Raw genomic sequence first — 12932 nt, 5'->3', positions numbered from 1 at the left:
GAACTTTCGAGGATGTGTTTCATTGTTTAATTATCAAGGATCTTTGCCGCTCCGACTCGGATCAGCTCGTTTATTTTACCACAGAGCTTTTCGTTTGTCAAGAACTTTTTTGAAGTTTTTTTAATTTCTTCGCCGTTCTTTCGATCAGCAACTCGTTTATTTTATCAAACTCATTCGCTTTTGTCAAGAACTTTTTAATTTATTTTTTGGATTAGTTTTTTCAAACCTATCACCAACTCTGCTATCTTATCAGATGTGAAGCTGTTTGTCAAGAACTTTTTCCACAAAAAATATCATTTTGTTTTTGGCTTTCAAACGGAGAAGGAGGGATTTGAACCCTCGCGCCGGTTACCCGACCTACACCCTTAGCAGGGGCGCCTCTTCAGCCACTTGAGTACTTCTCCAAATGCCTAAATATAAAATGATATGTGCGGTCACTCATTCGTGACGCATGGTTTATTATACAAAAACCTTACGTTCTTGTCAACCCGTTTTTTCGAATTTTTTGTTTTTTTCTTACTATTATAAAAAATATGCCTTACAGAACCCAAATCAGCCCCCAGAATAGCAGAAAAGAGCGCATATCACGCTCTTTTCTGAAACCGCTACGCGGTTACGACGGCTTCAATTCTCTTCTTTACCATCTCGGCAATCTCTGTTGTCTTCATTCCCTGGTATTCCTCGTATGGGATCGGGTCGAGAAAATGGACTTCTACCGTTACGGGACGGACGGTATTGGAGTCAAACGGAACAAAACAGTTTTTTAACGCAACCGGCACGATCGGGCATTTTGCTTTTACTGCGATCTTGAAGCTGCCGCTTTTAAACTCCAGCAGCTGGTTTCCCTTTCTGCTCCTCGTTCCTTCCGGAAACAGAATGACGTTTTTGCCTTCTTTTACGACATCGGCCGCCTCATTGATAACCTGCATTGACTGCCGCAGATTCTCCCGGTCCATAAACAGCGCGTGGATGCACGCAAAGACCTGTTTTAAAAACGGAATATGCTCTACCTCTTTTTTGGCAACAACTGTAAAGGTACGCGAGCACGCTCCTGCGATCGCCAGCACATCGTACAGTCCCTGGTGATTCGGATACATCACAAAACCGTCCTGCTCCGGAAGATTTTCTGCTCCATAGGATTCCACAATGACGTTTCCGCCTTTGTTCGCCCGCTGTACAATAAAGCGCAGCATTTTAAAGTGCTCTTCCAGACTGTACTTGTCCGGATGCGCTGCATGGTAACAGAGCCGGCACCACATCCACGGAACCAGAAGCAGATTCCGCAGCACCATCAGTAAAATTCGTTTCATATTTTTCTTCCCTTCCCCAAACGAGAAAAACGTGCCTGAGCTTTTTTCTCTCAGACACGTTTTTCGACGCTGTATTATTCCTGCGTTTTCTCAGAAGCCGTTTCGTTCTCTTTCTCCGAAACCGAAGTCTCCTCGGACGCCTCTTTGTCTCTTACTTTTGCAATGCTGGCAACCTTGATTTCGCCGTCCACATCCATCAGCTTAACGCCGGATGTGATCCGTCCCATCACAGAAATGCCGGAGCATGGCGTACGGATGATGATTCCCTCTGTGGTGATCATCATGATCTCATTATCCTCGTTGACCGCCTTGGAACCGATCAGGTTTCCGGTCTTTTCGGTAATCTTATAGCATTTGACACCCTTGCCGCCGCGGAGCTGTACGGTAAACTCTGCCATCGGCGTCCGTTTGCCCATGCCGTTTTCGGATACGACAAGGAGATAGTCTCCCTGCGTGCAGATCTGCATGCCGACTACTTCATCGCCATCCAGAAGGTTGATGCCGCGTACACCCATGGAAACACGGCCTGTCGTACGCACATCGTTTTCCTTGAAGCGGATACACTGGCCGAATTTCGTTACCAGAATAATCTCTTTCTCGTTATCAGTTGTCTTAACTTCAATCAGTTCATCATCATCGCGGAGCGCAATGGCAGCAAGACCCGTTTTTCTGACGTTCTCGTACTCTTCGAGCGGCGTCTTCTTCACCAGTCCCTTTTTCGTTGCCATAAACAGATAATGGCCCTTCTCATATTTGCGCATTGGAATAACAGCGGTAATCTTCTCTCCCGGCTGCAGCTGGAGAAGGTTGACAATCGCCGTTCCTCTTGCGGTTCTGGACGCCTCCGGAATCTCGTATGCTTTCAGACGGTAGACTCTTCCCGTATTCGTAAAGAACATGAGGTAATGATGGGTCGTCGTCATCAGAAGCTCCTCGATGTAGTCGTCCTCGATGGTCTGCATGCCCTTGATTCCCTTGCCGCCGCGGTTCTGGCTGCGGAAGTTGTCAACTGTCATACGTTTGATATAACCCAGTTTTGTCATGGTGATGACGGTATTCTCGCGCGGAATCAGATCCTCCATGGAGAGATCGTACTCATCAAAACCGATGGAAGTTCTTCTGTCATCGCCGTATTTTTCGGATACGGTCAGAATCTCCCTGCGGATAACGCCAAGAAGCACCTTGCGGTCTGCGAGGATGGCTTTTAACTGCTCGATGCGCGCCATCAGCTCTTTGTACTCGTTCTCGAGCTTCTCCCGTTCCAGACCGGTCAGAGCGCGCAGACGCATGTCTACGATTGCCTGGGCCTGGGCATCACTCAGATCGAAGCGTTCCATCAGGTTCTTCTTCGCCTCTGCCGCATTCGCGGATGCACGGATGATATGGATCACTTCGTCAATATGGTCAAGCGCTTTTAAGAGTCCTTCCAGAATATGGCTTCTCTCCTGCGCTTTGTTCAGGTCGTATTTCGTTCTTCTCGTCACAACCTCTTCCTGGTGCTGCAGATAATACGTCAGCATCTCCAGAAGGTTCATGACTTTCGGCTGATTGTTTACCAGTGCAAGCATGATCACACCAAAGGTATCCTGCATCTGGGTATGTTTGTACAGCTGGTTTAAGATGACGTTTGCATTGGCGTCGCGGCGCAGTTCGATACAGATGCGCATACCCTCACGGTTGGAGTGGTCCGCAATGCCGGTGATGCCGTCGATCTTTTTATCTCTTACCAGCGCGGCGATGTTCTCGATCAGGCGCGCCTTGTTTACCATGTACGGGATCTCGGTTACGATGATCTCGCTCTTTCCGTTCGGCAGTGTCTCGATGTTTGATACCGCACGAACACGGATTTTACCGCGGCCGGTACGGTAGGCCTCGTCGATGCCGCGGGTGCCGAGGATTTCTGCTCCGGTCGGGAAGTCAGGGCCTTTTACAATGCCGAGAATCTCCTCGAGATCTGTCGTACGGTCCTCCTCGATGATATTATCAATAATTTTTACAATGGCACTTACCACCTCGCGCAGATTGTGCGGCGGGATGTTCGTTGCCATACCGACTGCGATACCGGAAGTACCGTTTACCAGAAGGTTCGGGTAGCGGGCCGGCATAACAACAGGCTCTTTTTCGGTTTCATCAAAGTTCGGGGCGAAGTCTACGGTGTCTTTGTTGATATCCGCCAGCATCTCCATCGAGATTTTGCTTAAACGTGCCTCGGTGTATCGCATAGCCGCAGCGCCGTCGCCGTCGACGGAACCGAAGTTTCCATGGCCGTCCACCATCGGATAACGGGTTGCCCAGTCTTGTGCCATGTTGACGAGTGCTCCGTAGATAGAGCTGTCGCCGTGCGGGTGATATTTACCCATCGTATCACCGACGATACGCGCGCACTTACGGTGCGGCTTATCCGGCGTATTGTTCAGTTCACTCATGGAGTACAGAATACGTCTCTGTACCGGCTTTAAGCCATCGCGGACGTCTGGAAGTGCACGGGATGCAATTACGCTCATCGCGTAGTTGATGTAGGATTCCTCCATCGTGTCTTTCAGATCGACCTCGTGAATTTTATCAAAAACATTATCTTCCATCTTTTCCTCCACTTCAGTTCACAGGACTTTTAGATATCCAGGTTGTTTGCGTATTTTGCTCTCTCTTCGATAAAGTCACGGCGCGGTTCTACCTTGTCGCCCATGAGTGTATTGAAGGTCAGGTCAATTTCAGAAGAATACTCTTCGTCGAACACAACGCGGCGCAGAACACGGCGTTCCGGATCCATGGTGGTCTCCCAGAGCTGCTCCGCATCCATCTCTCCCAGTCCTTTGTAACGCTGGATCTTATTGTCTCCACGTCCAATCTCATTGAGGATCTGATTCATCTGATCGTCATCGTATGCATACCATACTTTTTTGTTTTTTTCGATCTTAAACAGCGGCGGCTGTGCCAGATAAACGTGGCCCTGTTTGATCAGTTCCGGCATGAAACGGTACAGGAACGTCAGCATCAGGGTATCAATGTGAGCGCCGTCGACATCGGCATCGGTCATGATGATGATCTTGTCGTAGCGCAGTTTTGTGATATCGAAATCGTCGTGGATTCCGGTTCCGAATGCCGTAATCATCGCTTTGATCTCGGCATTCGCATAAATTTTATCGAGACGTGCCTTCTCTACGTTCAGAATTTTTCCACGCAGAGGCAGGATTGCCTGCGTTGCACGGCTTCTTGCGGATTTTGCGGAACCGCCCGCGGAATCTCCCTCAACCAGGAAGATCTCACAGTTTTTCGGATCCTTGTCGGTACAGTCTGCCAGTTTTCCAGGCAGGGACATGCCATCCAGTGCGGATTTTCTTCTCGTCAGGTCACGCGCTTTTCTTGCGGCCTCTCTGGCACGCTGGGAAAGCAGGGATTTTTCGATAATCGTCTTTGCAACAGCCGGGTTCTGCTCCAGGAACAGTTCGAGCTGTGTGCTCACGATATTATCGACAGCTCCTCTCGCCTCGCTGTTTCCGAGTTTCTGCTTCGTCTGGCCCTCGAACTGCGGCTCCTCGATTTTGATGCTGACAATCGCCGTCATACCCTCGCGGATGTCTTCTCCGGTCAGGTTCGGCTCGCTGTCTTTTAACAGCTTGTTCGATCTTGCATATTCATTAAAGGTTTTCGTCAGCGCATTTCGGAAGCCCACGATATGGGTACCGCCCTCCGGTGTCGTAATGTTGTTGACAAAACCATACGTATTTTCCTGATAGGAATCGTTGTGCTGCATTGCAACCTCAACAAGAACGCCGTCTCTTTCTCCCTCGCAGTAGATGATGTCCGGGTAGAGCGCCGTTTTGCTCTTGTTCAGGTAGCTGACAAACTCTTTGATACCGCCCTCGTAGTGGAATGCTTTTTCCACTACCGGATCCGTGCGCAGATCGCGCAGAACAATGCGCAGTCCCTTGGTCAGAAATGCGGTCTCGCGGAGTCTTGTTTTTAAAACGTCGTAATCATAAACCGTCTCCTCGAACATCGTGTCATCCGGCAGGAAACGGACCTCGGTACCTGTTTTTTCGATCGGACAGGTATCGATGACCTCCAGCTTATTCATGGTTTTTCCGCGCTCATACCGCTGGAAGTAAACCTTTCCATCGTGATAAACGCGCACCTCAAGCCAGTTGGACAGCGCATTTACAACGGATGCACCAACGCCGTGCAGACCGCCGGATACCTTGTACCCTCCGCCGCCGAACTTTCCGCCTGCGTGCAGCACCGTAAAGACAACCTCAACGGCCGGAAGGCCCGACTTATGATTGATGCCGACCGGAATACCACGGCCGTCGTCGATGACAGTGATGGAGTTGTCCGGGTTAATCGTAACGTCAATATTTTTGCAGTATCCTGCCAGTGCCTCGTCTACCGAGTTGTCGACAATCTCATAGACCAGATGGTGAAGTCCCCGTGCGGAGGTACTGCCGATATACATACCTGGGCGCTTCCGTACGGCTTCCAGACCCTCCAGAATCTGAATCTGGTCTGCACCATACTCTGTCTTTTCCATGTTCTCTGTACTCATTTAGATTCCTCCTGTTTCTTTGTGAAACACAGATCCCTCGACCACCTGGAATACGCTGTTTGCCTCAAAATGATTTTCGACAAACTCGTCCAGTCCGGTACAGGTAATCAGTGTCTGTATGCTGTGAATGCTCTGCAGAAGATAATTCTGCCGGCTGCCGTCCAGCTCCGACAAAACATCATCCAGCAGTAAAACCGGTGTATCGTGAATTTCCTCCTCGACCAGACGGATCTCCGCCAGTTTCAGCGAAAGCGCCGCCGTCCTCTGCTGCCCCTGGGAACCGTATTTACGGATATCAATGTCGTTGACCCGCACACAGAAATCGTCCCGGTGCGGCCCGGTGTAGGACTGTCCGAAACGCAGATCACGCTCTCTTCCGGCTTTTAACTCTTCGGAAAACGCTTCCTCGGACACATTCGGTTCATAGGTAATCAGAATCTGCTCCTTTCCTCCGGTCAGATTCTGATGGATCTCGGATAAAATATCATTCAGGCGGCTGATAAACTTTTTCCGCTCGGAAATAATGCTTTTTCCATAGCGGACCATCTGCTCATCCCAGATCTCGAGCGTATCCGCCATTCTGCCGGAAAACGAAATCTCTTTGAGCAGCTTGTTTCTCTGTGCCACCACTTTATTATAATTGGCAAGCTCGATCATGTATAGTCTTGACAATTGACAAATTTCGCTATCGAGGAAACGCCGGCGCTCCGCAGGACCGTTTTTGATGATATTCAGGTCCTCCGGAGAGAAAAACACAATATTTACAATGCCAAAAAGTTCCGACGCTTTGCGGATCGGAACTCCATCGATGGCGATTCCCTTGGATTTATTTTTTTTCAGATGCATATCGATTTTATGCGTGCTGCCGTTCCGTTCCACCATCATCCGGATATGGGCTTCTTCCCGGTCAAACTGGATGATTTCGCGGTCCTTGCTGCCGCGGTGCGATTTCGTCGTACCCGCCAGATATAAAGCCTCGAGAATATTCGTCTTTCCCTGGGCATTGTCGCCGTAGAGAATATTCGTTCCGGGGCTGATATTTATGCATAAGTTTTCATAATTCCGATAGTTCTTCAGTTCTAAAGATTTGATATACATGAGCACTCGTCCGTGAAAAATCAGCTTAAGTTTTTAAGCCTTATTTTTTAATTTGTATCTCATTTCCATTGTAGCAGACAATATCTCCGTCATAGAGCTTGCGGCCGCGGCGGGTATCTACTTCACCGTTTACGGTCACTTCGCCGTCCTTGATGACGAGCTTTGCTTCCACGCCGTCTTCTACCAGAGCCGCAGCTTTTAATGCCTGGCCCAGTTTGATGTAATCTTCACGCAGCGTAATAATTTCCATTTTTTCCTCCTGCACTGCCGTACCTTTTCTTCACGTAAGTTCGCAGTTTTCAACCTGTGTGGCTGTAAAACCGCTGAAAGTTCTTTCAGAAAAGGTTCCGGCAGATTTCAAACTTATGTGACTTATCTCACGGAATTGAAGTTTACCGGCAGAATCAGATAGATATAGCTCTCTTCTTCGTTCCGGATAAAACATGGAGCCTTCGGGTTGACCAAATAAATCGAAATTTCCTCGTCGTCAATAACACGAAGTGCATCGATCAGGAATTTCGGGTTAAAACCGATCATAATATCCTTGCCTTCTTTGGTGATATCGATCTCTTCCTTCATGGAACCCATTGCAGAATTGATCTGCAGCTCCATCGCTCCATCCTGGATGTCGATGATGATCGGTTTTTTGTCGCCTTCTTTGACAAGAAGCGTCGCACGGTCGATACAGCTTAAGAATTCTTTTTTGTTGATCGTCACTTTTGTCTCGTAATCACTCGAAAGCATCTGGTCGATGCGGAAATATTCACCGTCGATCAGTCTGGAAACGACCGTTGTATCATCGAACTTGAACATAATGTGGTTTTCCGAGAAGTAAATATCAATCTGATCATCCATCTCGCCGGACAGAATTTTGCTGATTTCGTTCAGAGTTTTTCCCGGAACAACGACTTTTCGGTCCAGATACGAATTTTTCAGCTCAATTTTGCGGATCGCAATACGGTGTCCGTCCAGAGATACGACGCGAAGTGTGTTATCTTTGATTTCAAACAGCTCACCGGTCATCAGTTTGTTGTTCTCATTGGCTGCAATGGAGAAAATGGTCTGACGGATCAGTTCTTTTAAGGTGAACTGGGAAATGGAAACACAGTCAGAAGTTTCCAGAATCGGCAGATAGGAAAAATCTTCTCCTGACTGTCCCGGAATATTGAATTTTGCTTTTTCGCAGGTAATTGTTGTTACCAGGTTTTCATCTGTCTCTATTGTAACCTGATTATCCGGAAGTTTTCTTACAATCTCAGAAAAAATCTTTGCATCCAGAGCAACAACACCGCGTTCCAGAATCATACCTGTGACAAGGGTCTCAATTCCGAGTTCCATATCGTTGGAGGTAAACTTGATCTGGCTGGAAGATGCATCAATCAGGATACACTGCAGAATTGGCATCGTAGTTTTACCGGAAACAGCTTTCATCGCAATGGCAACGCTTTTTACAAGGTCTGCTTTGTCAAACACTAATTTCATAATTGTGGATAACTCTCCTTTCCTCACTGCTTGGTGAGTCTGCTTATAAAGAAAAAATATAGTAAAAATCCGTAGTCTTAGTCGTAGGGGCTGTGGATATGTGGAAAACCCCGTCAAGAATGCGGAAATACTGGAAAAATCGATCTGTATAACTCTGTGAATAATCGAACGTGAACCTGTGTATGAAATGTTGATAACTTCAGGCCCCAAATTTGTCCACAATTCATCCACAGGCTTTCCACATCGGTTTGTGTATAAATAAGGGCCTGTCAACCGATGAGTTTCTTCTTATATAAATGTAAATCGTTTTTAACCGTTTTGACAGAGTTACAAAGGCTCCGCCTATTTCGACGGGTTGATCTTCTTCTTTAAGATGTCTACCGTGTTGCGGACACTGTCTTTAGCACTCATTTCCTTTTCGATCTTTTCAATGCCGTGCATGACAGTGGTATGATCGCGGTCGCCCATCATTTTTCCGATTCCGGTCAGCGGGGCATCGAGCATTTCGCGGCACAGATACATTGCGATCTGGCGCGGGAATACGATTTTGCTGCTCCGCTTGCTGCCGACAATGTCGGACGGCGTAATATCGAAGTGATCTGCAACGGTGTCGATGATAAATTCCGGCGTGATCACCTTCTTCTCGTTCGGGGAGATGATGTCGCGCAACACCTGCTCTGCAAGATCAATGTTGATTTCACGTTTTTCAAGGTTTGCGTATGCAATGATTTTGTTGAGAGCGCCTTCCAACTCACGGATGTTCGATTTAATATTGGAAGCGATGTATTCGATCACATCGTCGCTGACGGAATAGCCGTCTAATTCCTGTTTCTTTCGGAGAATGGCGATTCGCGTCTCATAATCCGGGCTCTGGATGTCGGCAAGGAGTCCCCATTCGAAACGGGAACGGATGCGGTCTTCCAGGATATCCATGTCTTTCGGGGGACGATCCGAAGAAAGGATGATCTGTTTGTTGGCGCCGTGCAGCGTATTGAAGGTATGGAAAAACTCTTCCTGCGTGGATTCCTTTCCTATAATAAACTGCACATCATCGATGAGAAGTACGTCGATATTGCGGTATTTCTCACGGAATTTGGTCATTGCGGTGTTGTTGCTGTTTCGGATAGCCTCGATGACTTCATTGGTAAATTCTTCACTCGTTACGTAGAGAATCCGCGAAGACGGGTTCTTCTGAAGAATAAAATGTGCGATCGAGTGCATCAGATGGGTTTTGCCCAGTCCAACACCACCGTATAAAAACAGCGGATTGTAGATTTCTCCCGGGGATTCGGCCACGGCGAGAGAAGCTGCATGGGCAAATTTGTTATTGCTGCCGACCACGAAGGTATCAAAGGTATACTTTGGATTCAGGTTCGGCACATAGAGATTTTTCTGGACGGGAGCAGGCGCTTTTTCCTGTTTCACTTCTTCCGGAAGAATAAAGCGGATCTCATAGTTGACACCTGTGATTTCCGCGATTGCCACTTTAATAGGAAGAGTATATTTTTTGCTCACGTAATCGAGACCCATTTTTTCGGATGGAACCAGGATTGTGATCAGATTGTCCTCAACCGAATGGATCGTAAGTGGTTCAATCCATGTAGTAAAGGAGATCTCAGATAATTCGTGCTCGTCCCGCACTCTCTGCAGTATTTCTTTCCATTTATCTTGTACGATTTCCATGCTTTTTCTGTCGCTCCGCTTCTATAATCATTGCTTTTTGGGGATAACTTCTGTCTGGAAAACGAAATTTTCCCCGAATAGTCGCATTTTTACTTCTATATGATATAATAAAATGCCGTTTTATTCAACCCAAAAATGTGGATAATTATTTTTTTATCCACAGAATGTGTAAAAAATTTTCCTGTTGATGAAATGGAGGATAGTTTGTGGATAACAGGGAATCTTATGTTGATAAAATTGTGGATAGAGGGCTGGAAAAACCGAAATGTGTAAAGTCTGGAAAATTTATATACACATTATACATGGCGTAAATACTGGAAAAATTGGAAATGCCCACAGGTTGTACACAGCAAAACCGAAAGTTATCCACAAGGTTATCCACAGATTGTGGATAATGTTGATTACGGTTACAAGATATCGTGTGGAAAGCACAAAAATCGAACTGATATTTGTACGCGTGCGGCGGACAGTGTGGATAAGTTGTGGATAAACCGAAAATCAGCACACGGAAGGCACGGGCAGCGGCAGACCGGAAAACCGCGTCAGAGCGGCATTTTTCCCGAAAAAACTGCGAAAATTATTGATTTTAGGGTTGACGAAATGGGGGTTTATGAATATAATTGAAATGATGTTTTCTGTCATACATGTAGTGAAATACTGCCTTGCAGGCAGTTATTGATTAGAATTTAAAGGAGGTGCCTTATCTTATGAAAATGACATTTCAGCCGAAAAAAAGATCCAGAGCTAAAGTTCACGGATTCAGAGCAAGAATGAGCACAAAAGGTGGAAGAAAAGTTTTAGCTGCAAGAAGATTAAAAGGAAGAAAAAAATTATCAGCATAAAACCAAAGGCCGCATAAAATTTATGTGGTCTTTTCTTCTATCTAAAGCTATTCAATGAAAAGAAAATTTAGACAAATCATGAAGGAAAGAATGGATTCATGAAATATTCGGAAAGCCTGAAAAAAAACAGAGATTTTCAGCTGGTTTATAAGCAGGGAACATCGTTTGCAAACCGATTTCTGGTCATGTATGTGAAGAAAAATCAGCTGGGACGGAACCGGATTGGAATTTCAGTAAGTAAAAAGGTTGGAAACAGCGTTGTGCGCCACCATCTGGCGAGACTGATCCGGGAGAGTTATCGTCTGCATGAAGAGGAATTTCAGTGTGGAATGGATGTAGTTGTGATCGCAAGAGTTAATGCAAAAAACTGTACGTATTTCGAGATAGAGGGAGCACTTTTGCATCTGGGAAAACTGCATCATATATTAAAGGAAACAGAAAAATGAAGACGGTATTGATAAAAGGTATCCGGTTTTATCAGAAGTACCTGTCTCCTCTGAAGAGGGTGCACTGCCCTTATACGCCGACCTGCTCGCAGTACGGGCTGGAAGCGATTCAGAAATATGGTGCTTTCAAAGGAAGTCTGCTGGCATTATGGAGAATACTGAGATGTAACCCGTTTTCACACGGAGGTTACGACCCTGTGCCGTAGATAAATAAGGAGGAAAAGACGTTTTGGATATCGTACTGAGTAAATCAACGTGGCCGATTATCGGGTGGGTATGCCAGATCCTCGGCTGGCTGATCAATGGAATTTATTTTTGTCTGGAAAAAATTGGAATTCCGAATATCGGTATTGCGATTATTCTGTATACGATTATCATTTATCTCGTTCTGACGCCGCTTCAGATCAAGCAGCAGAAGATGTCGAAGATGATGAGCGTAATGCAGCCGGATCTGCAGAGAATTGAAAAGAAATATCAGAACAAAAAAGACCAGGCTTCTCAGATGAAAAAATCTGAAGAAACCATGGCAGTTTATCAGAAATACGGTGTCTCCCCGACAGGAAGCTGCAGTACACTGCTGATTCAGATGCCGATTCTGCTTGCACTGTACCAGGTTATCTATCATATTCCGGGATATATCGGAAGTGTCCGCAATGTATTCCAGGGACTGACAACACAGATGATGGGTGTATCAGGATATTCTGACATCCTGACACAGTTTATCACAGATAACCGTGTTACCATGTACAGTAAAGTAAGTGAAACATTAACCGAAAATAACCTTCTGGACATGTTTTATGTGCTGAAACCGTCCCAGTGGACGAAGCTGGCTGACATCAGCGAGTTCTCCGGTATTGCGGATACCATTACAAAAACCGCCGCGGAGTCCAAGCATATCAACATGTTCCTTGGATTTAATATCACACAGTCTCCGATGGATGTCATCCGCGAGGGTATGGCAAACGGATCTGCGCTTCTGATTGCAGGAGCAATTCTGGTGCCGATTCTGGCATGGTTTACCCAGTGGCTGAACTACAAGCTGATGCCGCAGGCACCATCTTCCAACAACGGAAATAAGACAGCAAACTCCATGGAAAATTCCATGAAGACCATGAACACGGTAATGCCTGTTTTCTCCGCATTTATGTGTTTATCATTCTCCATCGGTATTGGTATTTACTGGATCGCCGGTGCGCTCGTTCGAAGTGTACAGCAGGTTATCATCAACCGCCATATGTCCTCGATCGACATGGATGAGGTGATCCGCAAAAACCAGGAAAAAGCTGCAAAGAAGAGAGAAAAAGCCGGCCTTCCGCCGCAGAAAATCACACAGGCTGCAACGCAGAGTGTGCGTAATATTCAGGTACAGGAGAACGAAGAGCCGTCTGCTGAGGAAAAAGAGGCAGCAAGAAAGGCTTCGACTGAGTATTACAACAGCAATCAGGAATACCGCGCCGGAAGCATCGCTGCGAAAGCAAACATGGTAAAACAGTTTGATGAAAAGAACAGCAAAAAGAAAAAATAGGGG

The 12932-nt window shown here is 46.5% G+C and carries 11 protein-coding genes and 1 tRNA gene; 4 read left to right on the top strand and 8 right to left on the bottom strand.

Translation table 11 applies throughout. The features are described from left to right. Nucleotides 1–316: 316 nt before the first annotated feature. The 8 genes from DWY63_RS17140 to dnaA form a co-directional block, all read right to left on the bottom strand. A tRNA-Ser gene (locus DWY63_RS17140) sits at nucleotides 317–404 on the bottom strand. 201 nt (nucleotides 405–605) lie between these two features. Continuing rightward, nucleotides 606–1310, bottom strand: a complete 705-nt coding sequence (locus DWY63_RS17135; protein ID WP_117802689.1) for a lysophospholipid acyltransferase family protein — start codon at nucleotides 1308–1310, stop codon at nucleotides 606–608. 74 nt (nucleotides 1311–1384) lie between these two features. Continuing rightward, on the bottom strand, nucleotides 1385–3892 hold the full coding sequence (gene gyrA, locus DWY63_RS17130; RefSeq protein ID WP_055266696.1) for a DNA gyrase subunit A: 2508 nt from the start codon (nucleotides 3890–3892) through the stop codon (nucleotides 1385–1387). Nucleotides 3893–3921: 29 nt separating this feature from the next. Beyond that, nucleotides 3922–5853 (bottom strand): DNA topoisomerase (ATP-hydrolyzing) subunit B, encoded by a 1932-nt coding sequence (gyrB, locus tag DWY63_RS17125; protein ID WP_055266698.1) that lies wholly within the window; start codon nucleotides 5851–5853, stop codon nucleotides 3922–3924. After that, nucleotides 5854–6951, bottom strand: a complete 1098-nt coding sequence (recF, locus tag DWY63_RS17120) for a DNA replication/repair protein RecF (protein WP_117802688.1) — start codon at nucleotides 6949–6951, stop codon at nucleotides 5854–5856. It lies immediately after the preceding gene. A gap of 40 nt (nucleotides 6952–6991) precedes the next feature. Beyond that, complete coding sequence (locus tag DWY63_RS17115; RefSeq protein WP_117802687.1) at nucleotides 6992–7201, bottom strand: RNA-binding S4 domain-containing protein; 210 nt, start codon at nucleotides 7199–7201, stop codon at nucleotides 6992–6994. Nucleotides 7202–7323: 122 nt separating this feature from the next. Further along, entirely contained in the window at nucleotides 7324–8433 is a 1110-nt protein-coding gene (dnaN, locus tag DWY63_RS17110; RefSeq protein ID WP_117802686.1) for a DNA polymerase III subunit beta, read from the bottom strand. A gap of 342 nt (nucleotides 8434–8775) precedes the next feature. After that, complete coding sequence (gene dnaA / locus DWY63_RS17105) at nucleotides 8776–10116, bottom strand: chromosomal replication initiator protein DnaA (protein ID WP_022462273.1); 1341 nt, start codon at nucleotides 10114–10116, stop codon at nucleotides 8776–8778. Nucleotides 10117–10823: 707 nt separating this feature from the next. On the opposite strand from dnaA, the gene rpmH reads away from it, so the two are divergent. The 4 genes from rpmH to yidC all read left to right on the top strand — a co-directional run bounded on the left by rpmH (nucleotide 10824) and on the right by yidC (nucleotide 12929). Continuing rightward, entirely contained in the window at nucleotides 10824–10958 is a 135-nt protein-coding gene (gene rpmH / locus DWY63_RS17100; protein WP_005952426.1) for a 50S ribosomal protein L34, read from the top strand. Nucleotides 10959–11056: 98 nt separating this feature from the next. Further along, nucleotides 11057–11404, top strand: a complete 348-nt coding sequence (gene rnpA, locus DWY63_RS17095) for a ribonuclease P protein component (protein WP_022462272.1) — start codon at nucleotides 11057–11059, stop codon at nucleotides 11402–11404. Next, the gene (gene yidD / locus DWY63_RS17090; RefSeq protein ID WP_022462271.1) at nucleotides 11401–11610 is read left to right on the top strand and encodes a membrane protein insertion efficiency factor YidD; all 210 of its coding nucleotides are present in this window, start codon (nucleotides 11401–11403) and stop codon (nucleotides 11608–11610) included. Before rnpA ends, yidD begins: the two co-directional genes overlap by 4 nt. Nucleotides 11611–11633: 23 nt before the next feature. Beyond that, nucleotides 11634–12929 (top strand): YidC/Oxa1 family membrane protein insertase, encoded by a 1296-nt coding sequence (yidC, locus tag DWY63_RS17085; RefSeq protein ID WP_117802685.1) that lies wholly within the window; start codon nucleotides 11634–11636, stop codon nucleotides 12927–12929. The last annotated feature ends 3 nt before the right edge of the window (nucleotides 12930–12932 follow it).

Source organism: Blautia sp. AF26-2 (assembly GCF_003460955.1).
Taxonomy (GTDB): Bacteria; Bacillota; Clostridia; order Lachnospirales; family Lachnospiraceae; genus Fusicatenibacter; species Fusicatenibacter saccharivorans.
This window is presented reverse-complemented; position numbering and strand designations above follow the sequence as displayed.

Excerpts from the sequence above, each read along its gene's own strand:
- yidD (WP_022462271.1), top strand. The coding sequence starts at position 11,401 with ATGAAGACGGTATTGATAAAAGGTATCCGGTTTTATCAGAAGTACCTG.
- dnaN (WP_117802686.1), bottom strand. The coding sequence starts at position 8,433 with ATGAAATTAGTGTTTGACAAAGCAGACCTTGTAAAAAGCGTTGCCATT.
- recF (WP_117802688.1), bottom strand. The coding sequence starts at position 6,951 with ATGTATATCAAATCTTTAGAACTGAAGAACTATCGGAATTATGAAAAC.
- gyrB (WP_055266698.1), bottom strand. The coding sequence starts at position 5,853 with ATGAGTACAGAGAACATGGAAAAGACAGAGTATGGTGCAGACCAGATT.
- rnpA (WP_022462272.1), top strand. The coding sequence starts at position 11,057 with ATGAAATATTCGGAAAGCCTGAAAAAAAACAGAGATTTTCAGCTGGTT.
- rpmH (WP_005952426.1), top strand. The coding sequence starts at position 10,824 with ATGAAAATGACATTTCAGCCGAAAAAAAGATCCAGAGCTAAAGTTCAC.
- dnaA (WP_022462273.1), bottom strand. The coding sequence starts at position 10,116 with ATGGAAATCGTACAAGATAAATGGAAAGAAATACTGCAGAGAGTGCGG.
- gyrA (WP_055266696.1), bottom strand. The coding sequence starts at position 3,892 with ATGGAAGATAATGTTTTTGATAAAATTCACGAGGTCGATCTGAAAGAC.
- DWY63_RS17135 (WP_117802689.1), bottom strand. The coding sequence starts at position 1,310 with ATGAAACGAATTTTACTGATGGTGCTGCGGAATCTGCTTCTGGTTCCG.
- DWY63_RS17115 (WP_117802687.1), bottom strand. The coding sequence starts at position 7,201 with ATGGAAATTATTACGCTGCGTGAAGATTACATCAAACTGGGCCAGGCA.